General features: G+C 67.9%; 24 protein-coding genes and 1 tRNA gene. 16 read left to right on the forward strand and 9 right to left on the reverse strand.

The features are described from left to right. Window positions 1–84 precede the first annotated feature (84 nt). Window positions 85–1,233 (forward strand): zinc-binding metallopeptidase family protein, encoded by a 1,149-nt coding sequence (locus ACYQML_RS21120; RefSeq protein ID WP_056433426.1) that lies wholly within the window; start codon window positions 85–87, stop codon window positions 1,231–1,233. Window positions 1,234–1,266: 33 nt separating this feature from the next. Here ACYQML_RS21120 and yciA read toward each other — a convergent pair whose 3' ends face one another. The 6 genes from yciA to ACYQML_RS21150 all read right to left on the reverse strand — a co-directional run bounded on the left by yciA (window position 1,267) and on the right by ACYQML_RS21150 (window position 5,080). Beyond that, window positions 1,267–1,671, reverse strand: coding sequence for an acyl-CoA thioester hydrolase YciA (yciA, locus tag ACYQML_RS21125; protein WP_056433429.1), 405 nt, complete (start codon window positions 1,669–1,671; stop codon window positions 1,267–1,269). Between the two features lie 152 nt (window positions 1,672–1,823). Further along, window positions 1,824–2,123 carry a hypothetical protein gene (locus ACYQML_RS21130; protein ID WP_056433743.1) on the reverse strand — a complete coding sequence of 100 codons (300 nt, stop codon included), beginning with the start codon at window positions 2,121–2,123 and terminating at the stop codon, window positions 1,824–1,826. 193 nt (window positions 2,124–2,316) lie between these two features. Beyond that, a complete protein-coding gene (locus tag ACYQML_RS21135) occupies window positions 2,317–2,502 on the reverse strand; it encodes a YegP family protein (protein WP_056433746.1) in 186 nt (61 codons plus the stop codon). A 162-nt stretch (window positions 2,503–2,664) separates the two neighbouring features. Beyond that, on the reverse strand, window positions 2,665–4,179 hold the full coding sequence (locus ACYQML_RS21140; RefSeq protein WP_461233950.1) for a DEAD/DEAH box helicase: 1,515 nt from the start codon (window positions 4,177–4,179) through the stop codon (window positions 2,665–2,667). Window positions 4,180–4,481: 302 nt separating this feature from the next. Beyond that, window positions 4,482–4,835, reverse strand: coding sequence for a hypothetical protein (locus tag ACYQML_RS21145; RefSeq protein WP_461233951.1), 354 nt, complete (start codon window positions 4,833–4,835; stop codon window positions 4,482–4,484). A 2-nt stretch (window positions 4,836–4,837) separates the two neighbouring features. Next, window positions 4,838–5,080, reverse strand: coding sequence for a hypothetical protein (locus ACYQML_RS21150; protein WP_207411420.1), 243 nt, complete (start codon window positions 5,078–5,080; stop codon window positions 4,838–4,840). Between the two features lie 134 nt (window positions 5,081–5,214). Between ACYQML_RS21150 and sseA the strand changes: the two genes are divergently transcribed. After that, entirely contained in the window at window positions 5,215–6,063 is an 849-nt protein-coding gene (gene sseA / locus ACYQML_RS21155; RefSeq protein ID WP_461233952.1) for a 3-mercaptopyruvate sulfurtransferase, read from the forward strand. Window positions 6,064–6,088: 25 nt separating this feature from the next. After that, window positions 6,089–6,946 (forward strand): urease accessory protein UreD, encoded by an 858-nt coding sequence (locus ACYQML_RS21160; RefSeq protein WP_461233953.1) that lies wholly within the window; start codon window positions 6,089–6,091, stop codon window positions 6,944–6,946. A 9-nt stretch (window positions 6,947–6,955) separates the two neighbouring features. Here the strand turns inward: ACYQML_RS21160 and nikR are convergent, their stop codons facing one another. Then, window positions 6,956–7,492 carry a nickel-responsive transcriptional regulator NikR gene (gene nikR / locus ACYQML_RS21165; protein ID WP_244483691.1) on the reverse strand — a complete coding sequence of 179 codons (537 nt, stop codon included), beginning with the start codon at window positions 7,490–7,492 and terminating at the stop codon, window positions 6,956–6,958. Window positions 7,493–7,578: 86 nt separating this feature from the next. Here nikR and ACYQML_RS21170 point away from each other — a divergent pair, with 86 nt between their 5' ends. The 10 genes from ACYQML_RS21170 to atzF all read left to right on the forward strand — a co-directional run bounded on the left by ACYQML_RS21170 (window position 7,579) and on the right by atzF (window position 20,698). Further along, on the forward strand, window positions 7,579–8,595 hold the full coding sequence (locus ACYQML_RS21170) for an ABC transporter substrate-binding protein (protein ID WP_461233954.1): 1,017 nt from the start codon (window positions 7,579–7,581) through the stop codon (window positions 8,593–8,595). Between the two features lie 62 nt (window positions 8,596–8,657). Beyond that, a complete protein-coding gene (locus tag ACYQML_RS21175) occupies window positions 8,658–9,725 on the forward strand; it encodes an ABC transporter permease (protein ID WP_461233955.1) in 1,068 nt (355 codons plus the stop codon). Next, the gene (locus ACYQML_RS21180) at window positions 9,722–10,663 is read left to right on the forward strand and encodes an ABC transporter ATP-binding protein (RefSeq protein ID WP_056433451.1); all 942 of its coding nucleotides are present in this window, start codon (window positions 9,722–9,724) and stop codon (window positions 10,661–10,663) included. Before ACYQML_RS21175 ends, ACYQML_RS21180 begins: the two co-directional genes overlap by 4 nt. A 256-nt stretch (window positions 10,664–10,919) precedes the next feature. Next, complete coding sequence (locus tag ACYQML_RS21185; protein ID WP_461233956.1) at window positions 10,920–11,696, forward strand: creatininase family protein; 777 nt, start codon at window positions 10,920–10,922, stop codon at window positions 11,694–11,696. 17 nt (window positions 11,697–11,713) lie between these two features. Beyond that, window positions 11,714–13,087 (forward strand): type III glutamate--ammonia ligase, encoded by a 1,374-nt coding sequence (gene glnT, locus ACYQML_RS21190; RefSeq protein WP_461233957.1) that lies wholly within the window; start codon window positions 11,714–11,716, stop codon window positions 13,085–13,087. A 300-nt stretch (window positions 13,088–13,387) separates the two neighbouring features. Continuing rightward, window positions 13,388–13,675, forward strand: coding sequence for a cupin domain-containing protein (locus tag ACYQML_RS21195; RefSeq protein WP_461235759.1), 288 nt, complete (start codon window positions 13,388–13,390; stop codon window positions 13,673–13,675). Window positions 13,676–13,771: 96 nt separating this feature from the next. Then, on the forward strand, window positions 13,772–14,581 hold the full coding sequence (locus ACYQML_RS21200) for an urea amidolyase associated protein UAAP1 (protein ID WP_461233958.1): 810 nt from the start codon (window positions 13,772–13,774) through the stop codon (window positions 14,579–14,581). 15 nt (window positions 14,582–14,596) lie between these two features. Beyond that, window positions 14,597–15,235 carry an urea amidolyase associated protein UAAP2 gene (locus ACYQML_RS21205; protein ID WP_461233959.1) on the forward strand — a complete coding sequence of 213 codons (639 nt, stop codon included), beginning with the start codon at window positions 14,597–14,599 and terminating at the stop codon, window positions 15,233–15,235. Continuing rightward, a complete protein-coding gene (gene uca, locus ACYQML_RS21210; protein ID WP_461233960.1) occupies window positions 15,235–18,876 on the forward strand; it encodes an urea carboxylase in 3,642 nt (1,213 codons plus the stop codon). Before ACYQML_RS21205 ends, uca begins: the two co-directional genes overlap by 1 nt. 22 nt (window positions 18,877–18,898) lie before the next feature. Then, window positions 18,899–20,698 carry an allophanate hydrolase gene (atzF, locus tag ACYQML_RS21215; RefSeq protein ID WP_461235760.1) on the forward strand — a complete coding sequence of 600 codons (1,800 nt, stop codon included), beginning with the start codon at window positions 18,899–18,901 and terminating at the stop codon, window positions 20,696–20,698. A 236-nt stretch (window positions 20,699–20,934) separates the two neighbouring features. Here the strand turns inward: atzF and ACYQML_RS21220 are convergent, their stop codons facing one another. Beyond that, window positions 20,935–22,008: a GNAT family N-acetyltransferase gene (locus tag ACYQML_RS21220; RefSeq protein ID WP_461233961.1), complete on the reverse strand. Its 1,074-nt coding sequence runs from the start codon at window positions 22,006–22,008 to the stop codon at window positions 20,935–20,937. Window positions 22,009–22,547: 539 nt separating this feature from the next. Here ACYQML_RS21220 and ACYQML_RS21225 point away from each other — a divergent pair. Further along, on the forward strand, window positions 22,548–23,090 hold the full coding sequence (locus tag ACYQML_RS21225) for a sigma-70 family RNA polymerase sigma factor (RefSeq protein WP_461233962.1): 543 nt from the start codon (window positions 22,548–22,550) through the stop codon (window positions 23,088–23,090). Between the two features lie 232 nt (window positions 23,091–23,322). Here ACYQML_RS21225 and ACYQML_RS21230 read toward each other — a convergent pair. Beyond that, window positions 23,323–23,398, reverse strand: a tRNA-Ala gene (locus ACYQML_RS21230). Between the two features lie 111 nt (window positions 23,399–23,509). Here ACYQML_RS21230 and ACYQML_RS21235 point away from each other — a divergent pair. Both ACYQML_RS21235 and ACYQML_RS21240 read left to right on the forward strand, forming a co-directional pair. Next, complete coding sequence (locus ACYQML_RS21235) at window positions 23,510–23,812, forward strand: YggT family protein (protein ID WP_056433481.1); 303 nt, start codon at window positions 23,510–23,512, stop codon at window positions 23,810–23,812. 51 nt (window positions 23,813–23,863) lie between these two features. Then, window positions 23,864–24,910 carry a MaoC family dehydratase gene (locus ACYQML_RS21240; RefSeq protein ID WP_461233963.1) on the forward strand — a complete coding sequence of 349 codons (1,047 nt, stop codon included), beginning with the start codon at window positions 23,864–23,866 and terminating at the stop codon, window positions 24,908–24,910. The last annotated feature ends 1 nt before the right edge of the window (window position 24,911 follow it).

Consider the following 24,911-nt stretch of genomic DNA (forward strand, 5'->3'; position numbering starts at 1 on the left):
TTCCGTGCATCGTGACGCGGGGCTTCGCCGCGAAGCGTTCCCTCACGCATATGCCGGCGCCCAGAGTGCGGGCCCGGCCGGCCCATGAAGATCTTTCAGTGCCAGGCTTGCAACCAGCCGGCGAGTTTCGAGAGTACGGAATGCGAGAGCTGTCAGCGGCGGCTCGGCTATGTCTGCGGCACCCACGAGATTTCCGCCCTGGAGCCCTCCGGGACGGTCTGGCACGCCTATGCCGATCCGGGCCGGAAGTACCGCTTCTGTGCAAATGCCGAGTTCAGCGCCTGCAATTGGCTGCTGCCCGATGACAGTCCAGACCGGTACTGTACTTGCTGTCGGCACAACAGGGTGGTGCCGGACCTGGCCCTTGCCTGGAATCTGACGCGCTGGCGCCAGATCGAGGCCGCCAAGCACCGGTTGTTCTACTCGCTGCTTCGCCTCGACCTGCCCCTGATGACACGGGACGAGAACCCCGCCACCGGTCTGGCCTTCGACTTCCTCGTCGACCCCGCCGAGAGTTACAGCGTCGGCCCCCCCGTGCTCACCGGGCATCGCAGCGGCCTCATCACCCTGAACATCGCCGAGGCGGACGATGTCGAGCGCGAACGGCGCAGGATGCTGTTCGGGGAGTATTACCGCACGCTCCTTGGCCATTTCCGCCACGAGATCGGGCATTATTTCTGGAACGTCCTGATCCGCTACGATCAGAGCATCTGGTCGTTCCGTGACCTGTTCGGCGACGAGCGTGCCAGCTACGGCATGGCCCTGCAGCGTTACTATGCCCAAGGCGCGCCGGCGGACTGGCAGGAATCCTACGTCAGCGCCTATGCCACCAGCCACCCATGGGAGGATTTCGCCGAGACCTGGGCGCATTACCTCCACATCGTCGACACGGTGGAGACGGCGAGCACGTTCGAACTGCACGTGCGGCCTCGCCTGCGCAACGGCGCGCCGGACCCCGTCGTGATCGATTTCGATCCGTATCAGTCGCCAGACCTCGATCGCCTGATCTCGGCCTGGTTGCCGCTGACCTATGCGGTGAATTCCTTGAGCCGCAGCATGGGGCAGCCGGCGCTCTATCCCTTCAAGCTGACACCGGCCGTCATCGCCAAGCTCGCCTTCATCCACGACCGGATCGAAACCGTTCGCTCGGTCACGGGCGATCATCTCGATTCGGATATTCTGAAGGCGGTGATCACCGGCCTGCGCCAGCGCGTGGCACCGCCGAACGTCTGAGCTGCGAGCCGAACCCTAGGGCCGGTTCAGGGCTCACATTCCCTGTTCCGGCTCCGGTTTGGGAAGCCGACGCGGGCGCCCGTCATCGTCGATGGCGACGAAGGTGAAGGTCGCCTCGGTGACCTTCTCGCGCAGCTTGGTGCGGAAGCGGCGCGCCCAGGCTTCGACCTGGATCTTCATGGACGTGCGGCCGACACTCTCTACTCGGGTGTAGACGCAGAGCACATCGCCCACCCGTACCGGACGAATGAAGGTCATCGCGTCGACCGCCACCGTGACCACGCGGCCTTGGGCCTGGTCGACACCGGCAATTCCGCCGGCCTGGTCCATCTGCGACATCACCCAGCCGCCGAAGATGTCGCCATTGGCGTTGGTGTCGGCCGGCATGGCGATGGTGCGCACCGTGAGGTCGCCGCGCGGGTCGCTGGTCTCGCCCATTCCGGTCTCCACCCATCCTCGTTGCGCCGCCTTCGTTCGTCCGAGACGTCGCTTGGTCTCCTGCATCGGCCGACAAGGGGCATCAGGTCAAGAAAAAGCCCGGCCGTCCCTAGTGGGACGACCGGGCCTCGAAACCGACCGGCGTGACCGACTTAGTAGTAGAAGCGACGCGGGCCGTAGAACCGGCGCGGACCGTAAAACGGCCGGCGGTAGAACGGACGCGGCGCGAAGTACGGCCGACGGTAATACGGACGGGCGTAGTAAGGACGACCGTAGAACGGGCGACGGTAATACGGCCGGCGATAGTAGTACTGCGCCTTCTCGGCGACGGCCGGTGCGGCCTCGCTCTGAAGGGCCGAGACCGGGCCGATGGGCGCGGCCGAGGCGCCCTGGGGGGCCAGGGCGGCGAAGCCCAGGGCCAGCAAGGCGGCCAGAAGGAGTTTTCTCAACACGTTCATGACTCCTCGAGTGATCGAACGACGGTGATGATACGACGGCATGCGAAGGAATGCATGCTTGGCCGTCAGCCGAACGCACAGAATCGGCAAACCGTTTCATGCCCTCCGTCGGCAAGCTTAACGGCAACCTTCCCGGGAACGGCCTTCGCGGGCGGGGTCTCCGCGTCGGTGGCTTTGCGTGGACGGGTCAGGCGATCTTCAACGTCATGTCGACGATGCTGGCATCGGCCGAACCCTTCACCAGGGTGATGCCATGCTCGCAATCTTCCCTGCGGGCATAGCCCTCGGCCGAATCGGCGATGACGTTCCCGTTCGTGACTCGGAGGCGCCAGCGCCAGTCGCCACTCGAATCCCGGTACAGTTCGAAACGCATGCCCATGCCTCCCTCGCGGAGATGCCCGCCAGAGGCTGAGATGGCGCGGGATCGTCCGTAAGCAATATCCGTCCCGGCCTTGGGCTCAAACGAAAACGCCGCCCCGGACGGTCCGGGGCGGCGTCGTGTCGAGCGAACTCGCCCGTCTGGGATCGATTCGGATCAGGAACGCGGGAAGCGGTCGAGCCAGCCGATGGCGCGACCTTCGCCGGCGGCATTGCCGCCGCCGCCGCCGCCGCCGCTGCGCGGGCGTTCACCCTGGCGCGGAGCGCGGGTGTCACCGCGCTGGTCGAGACGGGGGCCACGGCCCTGCCCTTCCGCCGGACGATCGCCGCGGCCTTCCTGCGGACGGCCGGAACGGGCCGGACCGCCGGGCTGGCCGCCACGGCTCTCGCCGCCGCGACCGCCGCCGGGACGACCGCCGAAGCCGGGGCGTCCGCCGCCTGGACGCTGACCCTGGCGCTGGCCGGGACGCTGGCCCTGGGGCGCCGGACGACGCTCCTCGGCCTGCGCGGCTTCAGCCGCTTCCTGGCGGGTCGGCGGGTTGAAGCCCTCGGGGAAGGCGCCGACGGGAATTTTCTGGCGCGTGGTACGCTCGATATCCCGAAGGTAGGCCTTCTCCTCGTCGTTGCAGAACGAGATGGCGAGCCCGTTCGCACCGGCGCGCGCGGTGCGGCCGATGCGGTGGACGTAGCTCTCGGGGACGTTGGGGAGATCGTAGTTGATGACGTGGCTCACCGCCTCGACGTCGATGCCGCGGGCGGCGATGTCGGTGGCCACCAGAACGCGGCAGGACCCGTCCTTGAACGCGGCGAGAGCACGCTCGCGCTGCGGCTGGGACTTGTTGCCGTGAATGGCCGAGGCGTTGATCCCGACCTTCTCCAGGCCGCGCACGACCCGGTCTGCGCCGTGCTTGGTGCGGGTGAAGACCAGGACGCGTTCGATGGCGGGGTCGCGCAGGATGTGGTTCAGCAGGGCCTGCTTCGCACCGGTATGGGCGAAGATGACCTCCTGCGTCACACGCTCGGCCGTCGTCGCCACGGGAGTCACGGCCACCTGGACCGGGTCACGCAGGTACTGGTCGGCGAGGCCCGCGATGTTCTTCGGCATGGTCGCCGAGAAGAACAGGCTCTGGCGCTCCTTCGGCAGCATCTTCACGATGCGCTTGAGGGCGTGGATGAAGCCGAGGTCGAGCATCTGGTCGGCCTCGTCGAGGACGAGGATCTCGACGGCTTCGAGGGTCAGCGAGCGACGCTCGATGAGATCCATGAGGCGGCCCGGCGTGGCGACGAGGATGTCGACGCCGTTGGCGAGCGCCTTCTCCTGGCGGGAGATGGTGACGCCGCCGAACACCACGGTGTTGGTGAAGGACAGGTGCTTGCCGTAATCCGAGAAGCTCTCGGCGATCTGGTTGGCGAGTTCGCGGGTGGGCGAGAGCACCAGCACGCGGCAGCCGCGGCGGATGGCCTTCCGCGGGTTCTGGGCGAGGCGGTGCAGGATCGGCAGCGCGAAGGCCGCAGTCTTGCCGGTGCCGGTCTGGGCGATGCCGCAGAGGTCGCGGCCTTCCATGGCGGGGCGCAGGGCCTGCGCCTGGATCGGGGTCGGAGTCTTGTAGCCGGCCTCATCCAGGGCGCGCAGCACGGGCTGAGCGAGGCCGAAATCGGTAAATTGGGTCAAGGGTAGACTTTCAGGCAGCGGGACCGGCCGGACGCCATCGGATAGGATGGCCGTCTTAATCTAAGGGACTGGTCCGTTGAGCTGGAGGTCGCCCGCGTGATGGGGCGATCCGGGTGCATGCACGTTTGAAGAGAGGGGCTCAGGTCGCTTGGGTCGCGCTGACGCGCAATCGGCGATCCGTCACGCAGCCCTCTCAAGCGAACCTGTCACGGCCGCTGACGCTGCAACTGCGATATGCGCTTTCGCGCCTGCGAAGTCAATCTCGGCCTTGAGCCATACGCTGAGCGCCTGGACGTGCGGCCTTACCAGCCGAAACGCGCCATCTGGGCGAGCTTGGCCTGGACCGCTTTCTCGTCACGGCCGAGGGAGGCGAGGGTCTGGGACAGGCCGTAGCAGGTGCCGCAGAACGGGAGCTGGACGAGGGGTATCGTCTCGGCCCGGAAGCGGGATACGGAGCCGATCAGGCAGGCGATGACCGCCTCGTCCTCCGGGCCGCCGACGCAATCTCCGCGTGGGCTGCCGAACAGGGCACGATTCGGCCAGGCCAGGGCGATGGTGGTGCCGCCGCGCCGGTCCGGTGCGGGCGGCAATGTGTAGCTCCGTACGAACAGCCCCGCGAACAGAAGCATCAGAACGAGGCCCGCGAGGACGCGCATGGTCAGGCGGTCTCGTCGAAACGCGTGCGGTGGAAGACCTCTGTCCCCGCCCCGTCGATGACCCGTACCGCCTCGGCCGGTCCGCCCGAGCGCTGCGGTGCCCGTGCCCGTGCGAACAGCAGGAGCGCGCGCTCCGTGGCGCTCTCGGGCCCGCTCGCGCGGATCGACAGGCGCTGGCGCACGCGATCCTCTCCCTCGTCCTCGGAGCCGAGAATCTCGATGTGGAACGTCTCGCGGGGACTCACGATTCTGTCCGCTCCGGAAGGGGTTCGTGGCTGCGGCTCGTCATGCGGTGAGCTTTCGCCTCAACGCACCGACTGTGCAAGCCGGGGGCGGATGTGGTTGAGTGGCGCTGACCCTCACCACGGACCGAGAAAACATGACGCCTTCGCACTTCGTCACGACCGACTGGCTCAAGGAGCGTCTCGGCGCGCCGGGCATCATCGTGCTGGATGCGTCATGGTATCTTCCCGCCCAAGGCAGGAACGCCGAGGCCGAGTACCAGGCCGCGCACATACCCGGCGCGATCCGCTTCGATATCGATGCCATGAGTGACGAGACGTCGCCGCTGCCGCACATGCTGCCCCGCCCGGAGGTCTTCTCCTCGCGCATGCGCGAGCTCGGCATCGGCGACGGCATGCACATCATCGTCTATGACGGAATGGGTCTGTTCTCCGCACCCCGGGTCTGGTGGATGCTGCGCACCTTCGGCGTGCGCGACGTCCAGATCCTGGAAGGCGGTTTCCCGGCCTGGCTCGCCTCCGGCGGCAAGACCGAGGATGGCGACGGCCCCCGGCGCGACCGGCGCCATTTCTCGGCGCGACTGGACCATGGCGCCGTGGCCGATGCCGGCGATGTCGCGCGCGCCCTGGAGAGCGGTTCGGCGCAGGTCGTGGATGCCCGTTCCGCCCCGCGCTTCCGTGGCGAGGAGGCCGAGCCACGCCCCGGCGTACGTCCCGGCCACATGCCGGGCGCCCGCAACGTCCATTATTCCGCGCTCCAGGCGGACGGCCGGCTGAAGGACGCCGATTCCCTGCGCGCGGTCTTCGCCGAGGCCGGGGTCGATCCGGCAAAGCCGGTCATCACCACCTGCGGTTCAGGCGTCACGGCGGCCATCGTCTCGCTCGCCCTGGAGACGCTGGGCCACCCGCCCCGTGCGCTGTACGACGGGTCCTGGTCCGAATGGGGCGTCGATCCCGCGCGTCCGGTCGCTACAGGGCCGGCCTGAGGGTTCCGCGCGGGACCCCCTTCCATTGGCCGACCTCCCGAGCCTCGACACCGTCCCACACGCTATTGTTCCGGTGCGCCAGCGCTCGGAGGGGCGCGTCGCCGTGCGCGTCGTCCGCCACGGGGCGGGCACGCATATCGCCGATCTTTCGGAGGCCGGGCCGTTGCGCCTGCGCCTGCCGCGCCATGGCGAGGGTGTCTGCGAGGCGGTGCTGCTCAACACGGCCGGCGGTATCGCCTGCGGCGACGGTTTCCGGGTCGAGGCGACGGTCGATGCCGGTGCGCATCTCGTGCTCACGACGACGGCCGCCGAGAAGATCTATAAGTCCGACGGTCTCTCGAGCCGCGTGACGACGACCGCGACCCTGGCCGAGGGCGCGGGTCTCGACTGGCTGCCGCAGGAGACGATCCTGTTCGACCGCGCGCGGCTGGAGCGACGGTTCGAAGTGGACCTTGCGCCGGAGGCACGGCTGCTCGCTTTCGAGGCGGTGGTCTTCGGGCGAACGGCGCGCCATGAGCGTATGGAAACGGGCCTGTTTCGGGATGCATGGCGCATCCGCCGCGCGGGGCGTCTGACCTACGCGGATTCCGTCGCCTTCGACGGGCCGATCACCGCCCTTCTGGAGCGGACGGCTTTCGGCGGCGGCGCCCGCGCCATGGCGACTCTGCTCGATGTTTCGGCAGACGCGGAATCCCGCCTGGAGCCGCTTCGTGCCCATCTCGACAGTCTGGGACCGACAGGGGTGGATGTGGCGGCAAGTGCCTGGAACGGGCACCTCGTTGCCCGTTTCTTGAGCGCCGACCCCGATGCCCTGCGGGCGACGGCCGCCCGTATCCTGGTGGGCTACCGTGGCGCGCCGATGCCCCGGGTCTGGCAGAGCTGAGGCCCCTCGTCAGGGGGCCTTCTCTCCCTGGAACGGATGGATCGGCGGAATCAGCGCCGCCGCGAGTTCCAGCCGCCCGGAGATGACGCCGCGCTCGGTGATCATCGTGTCGGCGATGGTCTGCAGCGTCGCCGCCGGCCCCTGCACCAGCACCACTTCCAGGGTCTGGTTGTTCATCAGATGGACGTGGAGAGAGGAAATGACCTCAGCGATGTAGCGCCGCTGCAGATCGGCCAAACGCTGCTGCACGCCCGGCGCGAGATGGTCGTAGAACAGTGTGATCGTGCCCACCATCACCCGGTCGCCGACCTTGTGGCGGTGCTCCACGAGCGAGCGGTGAAGAATCGTCGCCACGGCCTGTGAGCGGCTGGCGAAGCCACGCTCCCCCACCATGGTGTCGAGCTCGCAGAGCAGATCCTCGGAAAGCGACAGGCTGATCCGGCTCACCGGCTTGCGCCGGCCGCCAACTCCCTCCTCCGGGTTCGTGCCGTCCTCGGGGGGCGCTTCCGTCGCTTCGCTACCCACCATGTCGCCTTCCTCCTGCATGCCGGACTGGTCCTGGCACGTGTTTTGTATGGCAATCAGCCGATCGGTATTACGATTTCCAGCGATCGTACTACGCGGTTCGGAGAATGCAGATGCACCTTTCCACGATCCTGACCGCCGGACGCAAGGCCGTCACGGGCTGCGCCCTTGCCCTGGGCCTCCTCACGGCCTCCGCCTCCATCCCGGTGGCGCATGCCGCCGAGCCCCTGCGTATCGGCTACAGCGACTGGCCCGGCTGGGTCGCCTGGCAGGTCGCCATCGAGAAGGGCTGGCTGAAGGAGGCCGGGGTCGACGCGAAGTTCGAGTGGTTCGATTACTCGGCCTCCATGGACGCGTTCTCCGCCGGCAAGCTCGACGCCGTCACCTGCACCAACGGCGATGCCCTGGTGATGGGCGGTAACGGCGCCAAGAACGTCATGATCATGCTCACCGATTACTCCAACGGCAACGACATGATCGTCGGCAAGCCCGGCGTGAAGGCACTGGCCGACCTCAAGGGCAAGAAGGTCGGCCTCGAAGTCGGCCTCGTGGAGCATCTCCTCCTCATCAACGGCCTGACCAAGCTCGGCCTCAAGGAGGCGGACGTCACCCTGGTCAACGCCAAGACCAATGAGACTCCGCAGGTGCTCGCCTCCGGCGACGTCTCGGCCATCGGCGCGTGGCAGCCCGTCGCCGGACAGGCGATGAAGGGCGCAGCCGGCGCCAAGCCGCTCTACACCTCCGCCGACGAGCCGGGCCTGATCTACGACGTGGTCACCGTCTCGCCCGCCAGCCTGTCGGGCCGTCGGGCCGAGTGGATCAAGTTCGTCGGCGTCTGGAACAAGGTCGTCGCCTATATCCAGGACCCGAAGACGCAGGGCGATGCGGTGGCGATCATGGCGGCCAAGGTCGGCATCGACGCGCCTACCTTCACCCGCTTCCTCAAGGGCACCAAGCTCCTCACCCTCACCGAGGGCGCCAAGGTGATGAAGGATGCCGACGGGTTCGGCTCCCTCTACGGCTCGAGCCGCTACGCCGACGCCTTCAACGTCAAGTACGAGGTCTACAAGACCGCCCAGGACGTGAAGAGCTACATCGACCCCGCGCTGACCGACGGCAAATGAGCGCGGAGATGCGCCAGGGCTTGGAGCGCACTTCCCCTCCCCCTTGTGGGGAGGGGACAGGGGTGGGGGTGGCTCCGCCAGCCTCGGCCGCGGTGGGTCACCCGACCACCCCCACCTCCAACTCCTCCCCACAAGGGGGAGGAGGGGCCCGCGTCTCGTCTCCCTTGTCCCCCCGCCGCCGCTCCTGGGTCGGCGTCGCCCGGCCGCTCTCGCCGCGCCGCCGGACGAGCCTCGCAATCCTGTCGTTCCTGATCCCGCTCCTCGCCTGGGCGGCGGTCTCCTACGTGCCGTTCCTGTGGCATCCCCTGGTGGAGGTGACCGAGCCCGGCGACATTGCCTGGATGGAGCCGGGGATGCGCGTGCCGAAGGCCGCCTTCGCGGAGGAGGTCGCCTCGGCCAAGGCCGCCGGCACCGCCGAGCCGGCGGGCAGGCCCGCCAACCCGGTCTACCTTCCCGCCCCGCACGAAGTGGCCACCGCGTTCTGGACCTCGCTGACGGCCCAGCCGACCCAGCGCGACGCCATCCGCCTGCCCCTGAGCCTGTGGCACTCGATCCAGATCATCGCCTTCGGCTTCCTGCTGTCGTCGCTGATCGGTGTTCCCCTCGGAATCCTCTGCGGCGCCCAGCCGACCCTGGCGCGCCTCACCGAGCCGGTCATCGAGTTCGTGCGCTACATGCCGGCTCCCGCCTTCGGGGCGCTGATGGTGGCGATCCTCGGCATCTATGACGGGCCGAAAATCGCGATCATCGTCATCGGCACCTTCTTCCAGCAGGTGCTGGTCATCGCCAACACCACCCGGCGGATCGAGCCGCTGCTGATCGAGGCGGCCCTGACGCTCGGCGCGCGAAATCTCCGCCTCATCCGCCGGGTGATCGTGCCGGCGATGCTGCCGCAGCTCTACCGCGACCAGCGTATCCTGCTCGGCTGGGCCTGGACCTACCTCATCGTCGCCGAACTCATCGGCACTTCGTCGGGCATCACCTTCTTCATCACGCAGCAGGCCCGCTACCAGCATTTCGACAACGTCTACGCCGCGATCCTCATCATCGGCCTCGTCGGCTCGATCACGGATCTCGCCCTCGCCTGGCTCGGCCGCCGGCTGTTCCCCTATGACAGGAGCGAAGCGTGAACTCGGTCTCTCCCGTCGTCTCGCCCGTCATCCTGCCGATCGAGGCCTGCGACTACCGCACCCAGTGCGAGCCGGTCCGCGCCCGGTTCGAGAAACTGAAGAGCCGTGAGGTCGCCCTCCGGGTCGAGAAGCTGACGAAGACCTTCCGCAGGGCGGATGGCGGCGTGACGGTGGCCTTGAAGGACATCGACCTCGTCACCCACCGGCGCGAGTTCCTCTGCGTCGTCGGGCCGTCGGGCTGCGGCAAGTCCACCTTCGTGCGCATCCTCGCCGGGCTCGAGACCTCCACCTCGGGCGTGGTCAGCGTCGAGGGTGTGCCGGTCTCCGGGCCGGGCGCGGACCGGGGCATGGTGTTCCAGGGCTACACGCTGTTCCCGTGGCTCAGCGTCCTGCGCAACGTCGCCTTCGGGCTGGAGGAGAACGGCACGCCGCGCCGGGAAGCGGAGCGCGAGGCCCGGCAATGGCTGGCGCTCATCGGTTTGGAGGCCTTCGCCGACAGCTACCCGCACCAGCTCTCCGGCGGCATGAAGCAGCGCGTGGCCATCGCCCGGGCGCTCGCCACCCGCCCGCGCATCCTGCTCATGGACGAGCCGTTCTCGGCCCTCGACACCCAGTCGCGCGCCCGGATGCAGGCCTATCTCATCGAGATCTGGAAAAAGATCGACATCACCATCGTCTTCATCACCCACGACCTCGACGAGGCGGTGCATCTGGCCGACCGCATTCTCGTCCTCAGCGCCCATCCGGGCGAGGTCGCCGAACTCATCGAGGTGCCGGTGCCGCGCCCGCGCAGCCACAACCAGGCGCTCACCCCCGAATTCCGCGCCACCCGCGCCCGTCTCGACGCGCTGATCCACCCGCCGAAGGACGAGGCCGAAGAGAGCGTCGCCCCCGACGTGGTGACGCGCATGACGTCTGCCGGGGACGAGGTGGAATGATCGCCATGTCTTACACGACCGGCTCCGGCCTGCCTCACGGTGATCTCCGGCATGCCGACGTTCACGCATCCGGGGCGCTCGGGTACAGCCCTCCCCCCTCTGCGGGGGAGGGTGGTCGCGGAGCGACCGGGAGAGGGGGCGACCTTTCCGGAGATGGCACACCCCTCATCCGACTTGGCTCGCGGGCCACCTTCTCCCGCAGAGGGGAGAAGGAGTCGTCACACCTTGACCTCGGCGTAGGCCGACGGAGGTCTGTATGACCGCCCCCTCCCCCCTCCTCTGGGCGAACCGCACCTGGGACGAGATCCCCGGCGACCTCGCCGCCGTTTCGCAGGCCGCCATCCTACCCGTGGGAGCCACGGAACAGCACGGGCCGCATCTCGGCACGGGCATGGATTTCGTTCTCGCCGAGGCCCTGACCCATGCGGTCTCTGCGCGGACCCGCGTGCCGGTGCTCCCCACCCTGGCCTATGGCTGTTCCCTCGGGCATAGCCGGCGCTGGCCCGGTACGATCACCCTCGATCCCGTGATGATGACGCGGCTCGTGGCCCAGATCGGCACCTCGGCCTACCAGTCCGGCGTCCGCCGGCTGTTCATCGTCAACGCCCACGTCACCAACGCCGCGCCCCTGCGCTGCGCCCTGGAGATGCTGCGCGCCGCCCATGACGACCTCATGGTCGCCCTGGTGAATTCCGCCACGGTGAGCGAGCGCGTCCGCGCCGCGCATTTCGCCGATGCCGACGACTGGCACGCCAACGCCGCCGAGACCGCGCTGATGATGGCGATGGCGCCCGATCTCGTGCGCCCGGACCGCATCGCCGATGCGGACGACCCCGACCGGACGGAGGGGCTCGTCTTCTCCCATCCGGTGAACCGGACGAGCCTGAACGGCGTCACCGGGCGTCCTTCGGAGGCGAGTCTCGAAGACGGGAAACGCCTGTTCGGCTGGATGGTCGAGGACCTGTCCGCCCTCGTCCTGCGCGGCCTCTCCGAGACCCCGCCCCTCCCCCATTCCTTCTCCATTTCCGCTTAAAACCAAGGAGCCGCCCGATGGCGCATGCCACCGAAATCGATCCCGCCATTGCCAAGCTGCAGGACGACCTGCGCGCCAAGGGCGTGAAATACGTCATCGGCGCCTATGTCGACATCCATGGCGCGCAGAAGGCCAAGGTGGTGCCCATCGACCACCTGCCGCAGATGGCGGCGGGGTCCGAGCGCTATACCGGTTATGCCCTCGACGGGCTCGGCCAGGCCCCGAACGAGGACGAACTGGCCTCCGTGCCGGACTTCTCCCAGTTGATCCAGCTGCCCTGGGAATCGAAGCTCGCCTGGTGTCCGGCGGACCTGACGTTCCAGGGCCAGCCTTATCCGCTCTCGACCCGTGTCGCCCTGAAGACCGTCATGGCCGAGGCCGAGGCCATGGGGTTCGGCTTCAATCTTGGCATCGAATGCGAGATCTTCCTGCTGAAGCAGGAGGCGGACGGCTCGCTCCACACACCGATCCCCGACGATAAGCTGGTGAAGCCCTGCTACGACGTGCGTGGCTTCGTCGACAACTTCACCTGGCTCGACAAGGTCGCCACCACCATCAACGATCTCGGCTGGGACCTGTATTCCTTCGATCACGAGGATGCGTGCGGCCAGTTCGAGTTCGACTTCAACTACGCCGACGCTCTGACGATGTGTGACCGGCTTACCTTCTTCCGCATGATGGCCAAGCACTATGCCAAGGAAGAAGGCCTCATCGCCACGATGATGCCCAAACCCTTTGCAGACCGCACCGGAAATGGCGCGCATTTCAACATGTCCCTCTCCGACAAGGAGACGGGCAAGAACATCTTCGCCTGCGACCCATCGGCCGATCCGCGCGGCCTCGGCCTCACCGAGACCGGCTATTACTTCATCGGCGGCGTGCTGAAGCACGGGCGGGCGCTCTGCGCCGCCTTCGCGCCGACCGTGAACAGCTACAAGCGCCTCGTGCGCCAGGGCTCCATGGCGGGCTTCTCCTGGGCGCCGGTCTTTAACTCCTACGGCTCGAACAACCGCACTAATTCGGTGCGCGTGCCCGCCGGCGGCGGACGCTGCGAGAGCCGCAACGCCGACGGCGCGGTCAACCCCTACCTCGCCGCCGCTCTCGTCCTCGCGGCCGGTCTCGAGGGTATCCGCGAGCGCATCGATCCGGGTGCCCCCAACGAGGACAACCTCTACGACCTCACCGACGCCCAGCGCGCCGAACGCGGCATCGAGTTCCTGCCCCAGACCCTCGCCGAGGCGGTGGACGCCTTCGCCGCCGACCCGCTGGTGGAGAAGACCCTGGGTAAGGCGCTGCGCGACGAGTTCATCCGCTACAAGCGCGCCGAGTGGGAGGAGTATCACCTCACGGTCAGTGCCTGGGAGATCGAGCGCTATAGCCACCTCTTCTAGGTGTTAACTTTCTCGTGAAGCGGACGCTCAACACACTCATGCCTCTCTCGCGCGAGACATATTGGTATTTGCAGGTACGGCCGGGATTCGGCCGGCCGCGGATGTTCTTGCGAGGGAGATGGCTCGGTGGAGATTGCGCGACCGCTTCATACTTTCGGCGGTCCGATTCTTGCCCTGTTCGGCGGCATGGGAGCCCGATCGGTCGCGACCCTCGTGACCGGTCTGGGACAGGGCAGAAAGACCATCGATCTCGCCCCCACTTAGCGGCAATCGAAGCTCTGCCGGCCGGAGCTGGAGCGTATCGTCTCGGGCGACCCCGCCCAGACGGTAAGCGTCGTCTACCACAGCGAGGACAGTCTCTTCTCGGCCGGCGCCTGGACCTGCCAGCCGGGCAAGTGGCACATCGACTTCGCGCAGAACGGGTTCGTCCACATCCTGGAAGGGGTGGCGTCGGTTACCGACGGGGACGGGCTCGCCAAGACCTACCGGGCGGGGGACACCTTCGTCTCCCCCTCCGGTTTCGCCGGCACCTGGGACGTCAGGGAGCCGGTCCGCAAATACTTCACACTCGGCGGACCCCCGGGTTAAGCAGCACCGCGATCGACGCATGCCCGCCGGGACGACCCGGCCGCGACAGGGCTGTTTTTCCGGGACGACCCGGAGAACAGCCTTGAGGAGACGGGCATGACCGACACAGCCAGCATCATCGCCGAGAATCGGCGTCACTACGAGGAACTGAAGGCCCAGGGCCAGGGGCATGCCCCCCGCGCCCTGCCGCCGCCCTCGTCGCGGGGATTGCCCCTCGACGAAGCGGCGATCCTCCACACCGAGACCATCCCGGGCGGCTGGTACTGCACCTTCGAGCTGAATGCCGGCGAGGCCCTGCGGATCAGTCTCGACCATGGTCCCTCCAGCGTCGCGCTCGTCGCCTGGAACGCCGCCGAGACCTCCGAGCGTCTCAACTACGCCGATACCGTGAAGGTGCAGTGGACCGCCGCTCTTCAGCGCGGCCGGGTGCTGTTCTCCGACATGGGGCGGGTGATGCTCTCGCTCATCGAGGATTCCTGCGGCGCGCACGATGCGCTGGTGGGCGGCTCCAACGCCGCCTCCAACGCCGCGCGCTACGCGGGCGGCCCCCATCGCAACACCCGCGACAACCTCGTCCTCGCCGCTCTCAAGGCCGGGCTCGACCGGCGCGACATCCCCGCCTGCGTCACGCTGTTCGCCCCCGTCTCCGTGGGTGCGGAGGAGCGCTTCGCCTGGAACGAGGCGGGTCGCCGCGCGGGCGACTTCGTCGATCTCCGCGCCGAGCTCGACCTTCTCGTCACCCTCTCGAACTGTCCCCACCCCCTCGACCCGAACCCGGATTACGCGCCGAACCCCGTGGTGGTGACCCGCTTCCGGGCGCCCATCCCCGCGGCGGACGATCTCTGCCGGACGGCCACGATCGAGGCCGTGCGCGGCTTCGAGAACAACGCCGCCATCGGCTTCTGACGGGAGGGACGCATCATGACCAACGACACCCAGCTTCTCCTCGACGAGGTCGTGCCGGCTCAGGCGCCCTGGTCCGGACTCGTGCGCAAGGGCCAGATTCTGCGCATCACCGACACCGACGGGTGCCAGGCGGTGGACACCCTGTTCTACCGCGCCGGCGACATGGGCGAGCGCTATTCCTCGCAGGACACCCTGCGCGTCCAGGGCTCGGCCTACGTGACGACGGGCACGCGGCTCGTCTCCAACGAGGGCCGGGTGATGGCGACCGTCACCGCCGATTCCTGCGGTCGTCACGATACCTCGGCTGGTGCCTGCTCCTGCGAGGCCAACACCGTGCGCTTCGGTCACGCCACCAAGTATCTCCATGCCTGCCGCGAGAACTTCGCCCTTGAGGTCGCGAAATACGGGCTCTCGAAGCGCGACATCCCACCCAACATCAACTTCTTCATGAACGTGCCCATCGAGCAGAACGGCGAGCTCGCCATCGTCGACGGCGTCTCCGCTCCCGGCGACTATGTCGAGGTCACGGCTGAGATGGACGTGATCTGCGTGATCTCGAACTGCCCGCAGATCAACAACCCCTGCAACGGCTTCAACCCGACGCCGATCCGCGTCTCTATCCGGGATCAAGCCTCGACCGGGGATCTGCGCTGATGTTCGGCAAGATCCTCATCGCCAATCGCGGCGAGATCGCCCGGCGGATCGCCCGCACCTGCCGGCGCATGGGTGTCGCGTCCGTGGCCGTCTACTCGGATGCCGACCGGTTCACCCGCGGCGTGCTGGAGGCGGACGAGGCTGTCCGGCTCGGACCCGCACCGGCGGCGGAAAGCTACCTGAACGTCGAGGCCGTGATCGCCGCCTGCAAGGCGACGGGAGCGCAAGCCGTCCATCCCGGCTACGGCTTCCTGTCGGAGAACGTGGCCTTCGCCGAGCGTCTGGCGGCGGAGGGCATCGTCTTCATCGGCCCGAAACCCGAGCACCTGCGCGCCTTCGGCCTCAAGCACACCGCGCGCGACCTCGCCCGCGCCAGCGGCGTGCCCCTCCTGCCCGGCACCGGCCTGCTGCCGGATCTGGACGCCGCCCTCGCGGCGGCCGAGACCATCGGCTACCCGGTGATGCTCAAGAGCACCGCCGGTGGCGGCGGCATCGGCATGCGTCTGTGCGCCTCTGCCGAGGAGTTGCGCGAGCACTATACGAGTGTCGAGCGCACGGCGCGGGCGAGCTTCGGCGATGCCCGCGTCTATCTCGAACGCTTCGTCGGCGAGGCGCGCCACGTGGAGGTGCAGATCTTCGGCGATGGTGCCGGCCGCGTGGTGGCGCTTGGCGAGCGCGATTGCTCGCTCCAGCGCCGCAACCAGAAGGTCATCGAGGAGACCCCCGCGCCGGGCCTGTCGGACGCCGTGCGTGCACGCCTCCACGCGGCCTCGGTGGCTTTGGGGACGAGCGTTTCCTACGCCTCGGCGGGAACGGTGGAGTACATCTACGATCCCGTCCGCGAGGATTTCTCCTTCCTCGAAGTGAACACCCGGCTGCAGGTCGAGCACCCGGTCACCGAGGCGGTGTTCGGCATCGATCTCGTCGAATGGATGATCCGCCAGGCGGCGGGCGAGGACGTGATCGGTGCCGCCGGCCCCCTGGTCCCGCAGGGTGCGGCCATGGAGGCGCGGCTCTATGCCGAGATCCCCCACGCCAATTTCGCCCCGAGCGCCGGCCTCCTCACCGAAGTGCGGTTCCCCGCCGAGGCCCGCATCGACGGCTGGATCGAGACCGGCACCGAGGTCACCACGAACTACGACCCGATGCTCGCCAAGATCATCGTGACCGGGCCGGACCGCCCGGCGGCGCTCGCCGCTTTGCGCCAGGCCCTCGACGACAGCGCGGTTTCGGGGATCGAGACCAATCTCGATTACCTGCGCGCCATCGCCGGTTCCGAGCTCTTCGCCTCGGGCCGGGTCGCCACCACGGCATTGCGCGACTTTCCCTATGCGCCGCGCAGCATCGAGGTGCTGGTTCCCGGCGCGCAATCGAGCCTGCAGGAACTACCCGGCCGCATTGGCCTCTGGCATGTGGGCGTGCCACCGAGCGGGCCGATGGATGCGCGCTCGTTCCGCGACGCCAACGCCCTCGTCGGCAACCCGCCCGATACCTGCGCCCTCGAACTCACCGTGTCGGGGCCGACCCTGCGGTTCCACGCCGCCGCCACCGTGGCGCTCGCCGGAGCCGCGATGACCGCGCGCCTCGACGGGGTCGCGCAGCCCCATGGCCGTGCCTTCACCGTCGAACCCGGACAGACGTTGAGCATCGGCGCGATCGCCGGCCCCGGCCAGCGCAGCTACCTCGCCCTGCGCGGCGGGTTTGCCGCGCCTCTCGTCCTCGGCTCGCGGGCGACCTTCGCGCTGGGCGCCTTCGGCGGCCACGCCACCGGTGTCCTGAAGGCCGGCGACGTGCTGCATCTCGGCGATGTCCCGGGTGTCGAAGCGTCGATGCCCGAGCCTGCGCCCCTCACCCATGCCTGGGAGATCGGCGTGGTCTATGGGCCGCACGGTGCGCCGGACTTCTTCCGGGACGAGGACATTTCTGACTTGTTTTCAGCCTCTTACGAGGTTCACTTCAACTCGGCCCGCACCGGCGTGCGCCTCGTCGGCCCGACCCCGCTCTGGGCGCGCAGCGACGGCGGCGAGGCCGGACTCCACCCGTCGAACCTCCACGACAACGCCTACGCCATCGGCTCCATCGACTTCACCGGCGACATGCCGATCCTCCTGGGGCCGGACGGCCCGAGTCTCGGCGGCTTCGTCTGCCCGGCGGTGATCGCCCGCGACGAGCAGTGGAAGATGGGTCAGTTGCGGCCTGGAGATACGGTGCGGTTCAGGGCGGTGGAGCGGGTGGGGGACGTACCCACCCTCTCCCCCCTGCGGGAGAGGGTGCCTGCGGAGCAGGCGGGAGAGGGGGCGACCTCTCCGAAGATGGCGCTCCCCTCTCCCGACCCTCGCTCACGCGAGGGCCACCCTCCCCCGCAGAGCGGGGAGGGACCAGCTCGCGCCGGCTCGCCTATCCTCGCCACCGACTCTTCCGGCCCCGTGCCGGTGGTCTACCGCCGCCAGGGCGACGACAACCTGCTGGTCGAATACGGCCCGATGGCCCTCGATATCGGCATCCGCCTGCGGGTCCACCTCCTGGCCGAAGCCGTGGCCGAGGCGCGGTTGCCGGGGCTCATCGACCTGACGCCCGGCATCCGCTCGCTCCAGATCCATTACGACGGCACCACGCTGCCGCGCTCACGCCTCCTCGGGCAGTTGCGCGAGATCGAGGCCGCCCTGCCCGCCGTCGAGGACGTGACGGTGCCGAGCCGCGTGGTCCACCTGCCCCTGTCCTGGAACGACCCGCAGGCCGAGCTCGCCATGCGCAAGTACCAGGAGCTTGTGCGTCCCAACGCGCCCTGGTGCCCCTCGAACATCGAGTTCATCCGCCGCATCAACGGGTTGGAGTCGGTGGCTGATGTAAAACGCATCATCTTCGATGCGAGCTACCTCGTGATGGGGCTGGGCGACGTCTATCTCGGCGCGCCGGTGGCGACACCGGTGGACCCGCGCCACCGCCTGGTCACCACCAAGTACAACCCCGCCCGCACCTGGACGCCGGAGAACGCGGTGGGTATCGGCGGCGCCTATATGTGCATCTACGGCATGGAGGGGCCGGGCGGGTACCAGCTCTTCGGCCGCACCATCCAGATCTGGAACACCTGGCGGATGACGAAGGAATTCGTCCCCGGCCATCCCTGGCTGCTGCGCCCGTTCGACCGCATCCGCTTCTTCCCCGTGAGCCATGACGAGCTGATGGAGGCGCGCGCCGCCTTCCCGCACGGGGCCTACCCGCTGAGGATCGAGGAGGGCACGTTCTCCTATGCCGAGCATCGGGCCGAGCTCGCCCGCAACGCCGTCGAGATCACGGCCGCGAAACTGCGCCAGCAGACCGCCTTCGAGGCCGAGCGGCAGCGCTGGCAGGACGAGGGGCTCGACAGTTTCGTCGCTGACGAGGGCGCCCCCCTGGGCGAGGAGGACGCGGTGCCCGCCGGCCATGTGGGCGTGCCGACCACGGTTCCGGGCAATGTCTGGAAGGTGCTGGTCGAGGAAGGCCAGAGCGTCGCGTCCGGCGAGACGGTGGCGATCCTCGAATCGATGAAGATGGAGATCGCCGTTTCCGCCCCGGTGGCGGGAATCGTGCGTGAGGTCCGGGTGAAGCCGGGCCGCACCCTGCGCGGCGGCGATCTCGTCGCCATCCTCGAAGAGATCTGAGCAGGTGAGAGAGCCGACCGACATGCTGCCGACCATCCTCGACCTGTCGACCCTGCGCGACCTCTACGCGTCGGGCCGTGCCACCCCCGTGACCGTCGCCGAAGCCGTCGCCGAAAGGATGGAGGCATCGACGGACCCCGCCATCTTCATCACCGCCCTCGACAGGGAGGCCTTGGTGAGTGCGGCGCGGGACCTGATGGCGCGCCACCCCGAGCCGAACTCCCTGCCGCTCTGGGGCGTGCCCTTCGCGGTGAAGGACAATATCGACGTCGCCGGCCTGCCGACGACTGCGGCCTGCCCGGCCTTCGCCTACGATGCGAAAGCGGATGCCGAGGTGGTGGCGCGCCTCAAGGCGGCGGGTGCGTTCTGCACGGGCAAGACCAATCTCGACCAGTTCGCCACCGGCCTCAACGGCACCCGCTCGCCCTACGGCGCGCCGCGCAGCGTGTTCAGCGCCGCCCATGTCTCGGGCGGGTCGAGTTCCGGTTCGGCCGTCGCCGTGGCGGTGGGGCTCGCGAGCTTTTCGCTGGGCACCGACACGGCCGGTTCCGGCCGCGTGCCGGCGATGTTCAACAACCTCGTGGGGATCAAGCCGACGCCGGGCCTGTTCAGCACGACGGGCCTCGTCCCCGCCTGCCGCAGCCTCGACTGTATCAGCATCTTCGCGGCCACCGTGGGCGACGGTCTCGCGATCCGCCGCGTCGCGGAGGGGTTCGACGCCGCCGATCCGTTCTCGCGGCGGGCGGTACCACATTCGCTCCCCGCTCAGGGCCTGCGCTTCGGCGTGCCGACCCCGGCCGAGCGCGAGTTCTACGGCGATGCCGAGCGCGAGGCGCTCTACGACGCGGCCATCGCCCGCCTCGAAGCGCTGGGCGCCGTGGCGGTGCCGTTCGATTACGCGCCGTTCCGCGAGATCGCGACCCTGCTCTACAACGGGCCGTGGGTGGCCGAGCGCCTGGCCGCCATCGCCGGGTTCTTCGCCGGAAATGCCGACGCCCTCGACCCGAGCGCGAGGAGCATCGTCGAGTCCGCCAAGGGCTACAGCGCCGTCGACGCGTTCGAAGGCCGCTACGCGTTCGAGGCCCTGCGGCGGAGCACCGAGGCGACCTGGGCGGCGGTCGACATCCTGCTCCTCCCGACTTCCCCCACCACCTACACGGTGGAGGAGATGCTGGCCGACCCGATCCGCCTCAACAGCCATTTCGGGCATTACACCAACTTCGCCAATCTCCTCGGCCTCGCCGCGATCGCGGTGCCGGGGGGATTCGGTGCCGATGGATTGCCCGGCGGCGTGACGCTCGTCGGCCCCGGCTTCAGCGACGAGGCTTTGGGCCCCTGGGCCGACGCGCTCCACCGCGCGGCGGCGAGCGGAATGGGGATCGCGCGCGACGCGGTTCTGCCCGAGGCGAGCCGGGTGCCGACCCCGGAGGCGGACGAGATCGCCATCGCGGTGGTGGGCGCCCATCTCACGGGCCTGCCCCTCAACCACCAGCTCACCAATCTCGGCGGAAGGAAGGTGCGGGTGGCGCGGACCTCGGGCGCGTACCGCCTCTACGCCCTGCCCGGCACTCACCCGGCCAAGCCCGGTCTGGTCCACGAGCCGGGCTTTGCCGGCGGCGGGTTGGAGGTCGAGATCTGGGCGCTGCCCCCGGCCGGTTTCGGCCGCTTCACCGCCGCGATCCCCGCCCCCCTCGGCATCGGCAAGCTCACCCTGGAGGACGGTTCAAACGTCTCCGGGTTCCTGTGCGAGGCCCATGCGGTGGCAGGCGCCGAGGACATCACAATCCATGGCGGCTGGCGCGCCTACCTCGCCTCCCGCTGAGGCAGGGCAATCGCAGATGCCGATTCACGCGTCCAAAATCCAATCGTAGCACCCCGTCATCCCGGGGCCGCGCAGCGGAGCCCGGGATCCAGAAACACAGGTGCTGCAGGACTTTGCACCGTTGGCGGCTCTGGATTGCACCCCTCTGGCGCGGCCCTCCGGGTCCGGGCTCGCCTCTGGCGACCCGGAATGACGGCGTGGTGCCATGTTCAGTCGCCCTGCGCTGACGCGTCCCGTCAGGACGCCGGCGGCGAGACGGTCTCCGGCGAAGCGGGCATGCCCCCCGCCGGCGACCACAGCCTTTCGCAAAAGAAGCGCTCGCGCAGGAGCATCACCAGGGCCGCGCGCTTGTGCGGAAAATCGAAGGTCTTGATCCGCGCGAAGCCCGACCGTTCCAGGTTGCGCAATTGCTGCACATGGTCGGCCTTGGGCTCGCCGACGATCCGCTCCGTGCGCGGGTCGTCGAGGAAGAGCGCATGCATCAGCGAGGGCAGCCAGGCCGAGATGTAGGCCTTGCCGCGAAACCGGCTCTCCCCGATCAGGACATGCCAGCCGCGATCGTAATCCTGCACGTCGTAGAACGGGGCGAGGCGGTTCTCCTTGGCCCAGTAGATCTCGAAATAGCCGAACGGCTCGCCGCCGATCGTCCCGATCAGCGGAATCATGTGTGGATCGGCGATGAGGCCGTCGAGATAGGCCTCGTGCTTGTCGCGTTCGCCGGCCTCGCCCCAGGCGGCATCGACCACCGGATCGTTGAACCAGCGGTGCATGGTATCGACGTCGTCGATTGTGGCGGCTCGGAACGCCACGGCCTGTCCGAGCCAGGGGATGAAGCGGGAATAGATCACGCCCTTGGGCTTCGGCGACCGTTGCGGATGGCGCTTGCCGTCACTCATGATCTGACGGGCGGGAAAATCGCGCGTCGCTAGGTTGGCGAGCCAGGGTTCGGGGCGCTGCCACAGCATCGTCGGATCGACGGAAAGCGCGTCGCCTTCCCGGACGACGAGGCCACGTTCCGCCATGGAGGCGACGAGACCCGCGAAGCTGGCACCGTCGAGGCCGATCCGTTCGGCATCCGGATGTGTCGCCGAGACCATCTCGAATGCCGCCGTGATGTTCGTCAGGACCTCGCTCGGGTGGGGTCTCACGGGCTCCTCCAGGGACAGATGCGGGCTGCTCCCCTGCTGAAGGCGCAGGCGTAGACCGACCCGGCCCTCCGCCACGACGCTGAGCCGGTCGCCGTCCAGGTAGACCTCGACGGTACGGCCCGTCGCCTCGCCGCATCGGAAAGGAACTGTTGTCGAAAGCATCGCGTCTCGTCGTTGGCTGGTACCGGCATCCGCGACCGGGATGCCCTCTGGGACAGGACGCTCCGGCACTCCGGAAATTTAGGGGCAACCGGGAAACTCGTGGCGCCCACAGCGGCATGACGAGCCGAGTACTCCGCTGCCGCCACGCCTTTCGATCCTGCGCAGCCGGTTCCTGCTCGCGCAATAACTGTATCTTTTCTTAACGCAACCATTCACAATCCGAAGATGTGGTCGTTCATGCAGCAGATGGCCTGTGGCCATGCGACAGGACATTTTAGCCAAATTTCATGTAGCTTCATAGCATAAACCCTTCGAGGAAAGCCTGAATATCATCTGACCCATTCGATCTAACCGGCGATTCTACATTTAGAATATTTCTAATTCAAATATCTCCCTATAAAATCACTCTTGTATGTCTGTGGAATTTATCTCTTTAGCCTCCATATCCGAGTTGGATCGTGGAAATGACCCGGCGACATGCGCGGCTGGGCAGTTTCGCGCGTTTTCGTACTGACCTACGCATCCGAAGAAGGTCGTCCATGTCACAGACTCATTCGCCTGGAAGGCGGAGCGACATCGCAGCTCCGCTGCTCGCCGCTCTCATCGCCGAACAGTCGGGCCTCGTGGCCTACGCGACGCAGATCCTGCGTGATCGCTCGGCGGCGGAGGACGTGGTGCAGGAGGTGGTGCTCAAGCTCTGTGAGCAGCCGGCCGCCGATCTGCGTCCTGGCCGCCGCGTCGAGGCGCCGATGCATTACCTGCGGCGGATGGTTCGGAACGCCGCCATCGATTGGGCGCGGCGCACGATCCGCGAGCGCTGCCGCTTCGTGCCGGATGAGCAGGCCGAGGCCATTCCCGCTCCCTGCACCTGTCCTCAGGACCGCCTTGAGCAATGCCAGGCGCTGAAGGCAGCACTGGCCGCGCTGGAAACGACCTCGGAGCGAACCCGCCGGGTGTTTCTCGCCCATCGGATCGACGGCATTCCGCAGACCGTCCTGGCCCGCGAGAACGGCGTCTCGCCGACGCTGGTGAATTTCATGATCCGTGACGGCACGGCCCTGTGCCGGTCGGCCGCGGCCTAGGCATTTCGCGCTCAGGATGCGTCGCGCTCATGTGCGCGTCATGGACGCCGCGCGGCCTTCCTGCGCAGGAGGCCGTCAGCGGGTAACATGTTGCGCTGTCACATTGGTCACCAGCGACGAAACACCGTCGCAGCCCGGCACGCTGCCAAGCTGGCTGATCCTGTCTCCCGGCGCCGGAAAAGCTACGCGTTCACGACAAGATCGTTGATTCACCAGGGACTTGAAAGAAACCTGGTGGAGCTGAGCGGGATCGAACCGCTGACCTCCGCAGTGCGATTGCGGCGCTCTCCCATCTGAGCTACAGCCCCGTTCCGAGGTGGCCGCTTTGTAAGCGCGCGTGCCTCGGGCTGTCAATTCAGGAAATCCCGCCGTTGACCCGCGCCGGTGAGGCGGGGCGAACGAGGACATCAGAACCGCGCATGTACGCTCTTCTCTGGCTCTTCGACACCGTCGTCCAGCTCTTCATCTACGTGCTGATCGCCAGCGCCGTGCTGAGCTGGCTCGTGGCCTTCAACGTGGTCAACGTGCGCAACCCGATCGTGTCGCAGATCGGTGAGGTGCTCTACCGGCTGACCGAGCCGGTTCTTCGCCCGATCCGCAGCGTCCTGCCCAATCTCGGTGGGATCGACCTGTCGCCGATCGTCCTGGTGCTGCTGCTTCTCTTCATCAGCCGCCTCCTGCACGAGGTCATTCCGCCCCAGACCGTGGTCTATGGCGGCTGAGGCCGCACTGGACAAAGGGCCAAGAAAATCACGTCGAGGGACGACCAAGAGATGAAGACCAATCCCGGCCGCTTCTTCGAGGATTATCGCCTCGGTGAGACCATCCGCCATGCCACGCCGCGCACGGTGACGGACGGCGACGTCGCGCTCTACACCTCCCTCTACGGCCCGCGCTTCGCCGTTCAGTCCTCCGATGCCTTCGCCAAGGCCATCGGCTACCCGCAGAGCCCGTTGGACGACCTGCTCACCTTCCACGTGGTCTTCGGCAAGACGGTCCCGGACATCTCCCTGAATGCGCTCGCCAATCTCGGCTATGCCGAGGGCGGTTTCCGCCGGCCGGTCTATCCGGGCGAGACCCTGTCCACGGTCTCCGAAGTGATCGGCCTCAAGGAGAGCTCGAACCGCCAGACTGGCGTGGTCTACGTCCGCTCCACCGGGTCCGACGCCAACAGAGAGACGGTTCTGAGCTATTGCCGCTGGGTGCTGGTGAAGAAGCGGGACCCGGAAGCGAAGATTGAGCAGGAACATGTCCCGACCTTCGCCAAGGTGGTCGACCCGGCCGACCTGGCCGGCGCCCTGCCGCCGCTGAACGTCGGCGCCTACGATCTCGACCTCGCCGGCAGCCCGCACCGGTTCGGCGACTACGTGGTCGGCGAGAAGATCGACCATGTGGACGGCATGACCGTCGAGGAGGCCGAGCACCAGATCGCCACGCGCCTCTACCAGAATACCGCCAAGGTGCATTTCGACGGCTTCGCCGCGAAGGACACACGGTTCGGTCGGCGCCTGATCTATGGCGGTGTCGTCATTTCGCTCGCCCGTGCGCTCAGCTTCAACGGTCTCGGCAACGCCTTCGCGCTCGCCGGCATCAATGCCGGGCGCCACGTGGCGCCGCTTTTCGCGGGTGACACGGTCTATGCCTGGAGCGAAGTGCTCGAAGCCGCCGAGCTTCCCGGCCGCACGGATATCGGCGCTCTTCGCCTGCGCACGGTCGCCACGAAGAACCAGCCCTGCGGCAACCATCCGGACAAGGTCGGTGACGGCTACGACCCGGCCGTGATCCTGGACCTGGATTACTGGGCCTTCATGCCGCGCTGAC

The sequence above is a fragment of the Methylobacterium sp. CM6244 genome (genome assembly GCF_054817885.1).

Excerpts from the sequence above, each read along its gene's own strand:
- ACYQML_RS21120 (WP_056433426.1), top strand. The coding sequence starts at position 85 with ATGAAGATCTTTCAGTGCCAGGCTTGCAACCAGCCGGCGAGTTTCGAG.
- yciA (WP_056433429.1), bottom strand. The coding sequence starts at position 1,671 with ATGGGCGAGACCAGCGACCCGCGCGGCGACCTCACGGTGCGCACCATC.
- ACYQML_RS21135 (WP_056433746.1), bottom strand. The coding sequence starts at position 2,502 with ATGCGTTTCGAACTGTACCGGGATTCGAGTGGCGACTGGCGCTGGCGC.
- ACYQML_RS21145 (WP_461233951.1), bottom strand. The coding sequence starts at position 4,835 with ATGCGCGTCCTCGCGGGCCTCGTTCTGATGCTTCTGTTCGCGGGGCTG.
- sseA (WP_461233952.1), top strand. The coding sequence starts at position 5,215 with ATGACGCCTTCGCACTTCGTCACGACCGACTGGCTCAAGGAGCGTCTC.
- nikR (WP_244483691.1), bottom strand. The coding sequence starts at position 7,492 with ATGCAGGAGGAAGGCGACATGGTGGGTAGCGAAGCGACGGAAGCGCCC.
- ACYQML_RS21170 (WP_461233954.1), top strand. The coding sequence starts at position 7,579 with ATGCAGATGCACCTTTCCACGATCCTGACCGCCGGACGCAAGGCCGTC.
- ACYQML_RS21185 (WP_461233956.1), top strand. The coding sequence starts at position 10,920 with ATGACCGCCCCCTCCCCCCTCCTCTGGGCGAACCGCACCTGGGACGAG.
- glnT (WP_461233957.1), top strand. The coding sequence starts at position 11,714 with ATGGCGCATGCCACCGAAATCGATCCCGCCATTGCCAAGCTGCAGGAC.
- ACYQML_RS21200 (WP_461233958.1), top strand. The coding sequence starts at position 13,772 with ATGACCGACACAGCCAGCATCATCGCCGAGAATCGGCGTCACTACGAG.
- ACYQML_RS21205 (WP_461233959.1), top strand. The coding sequence starts at position 14,597 with ATGACCAACGACACCCAGCTTCTCCTCGACGAGGTCGTGCCGGCTCAG.
- uca (WP_461233960.1), top strand. The coding sequence starts at position 15,235 with ATGTTCGGCAAGATCCTCATCGCCAATCGCGGCGAGATCGCCCGGCGG.
- atzF (WP_461235760.1), top strand. The coding sequence starts at position 18,899 with ATGCTGCCGACCATCCTCGACCTGTCGACCCTGCGCGACCTCTACGCG.
- ACYQML_RS21220 (WP_461233961.1), bottom strand. The coding sequence starts at position 22,008 with ATGCTTTCGACAACAGTTCCTTTCCGATGCGGCGAGGCGACGGGCCGT.
- ACYQML_RS21225 (WP_461233962.1), top strand. The coding sequence starts at position 22,548 with ATGTCACAGACTCATTCGCCTGGAAGGCGGAGCGACATCGCAGCTCCG.
- ACYQML_RS21235 (WP_056433481.1), top strand. The coding sequence starts at position 23,510 with ATGTACGCTCTTCTCTGGCTCTTCGACACCGTCGTCCAGCTCTTCATC.
- ACYQML_RS21240 (WP_461233963.1), top strand. The coding sequence starts at position 23,864 with ATGAAGACCAATCCCGGCCGCTTCTTCGAGGATTATCGCCTCGGTGAG.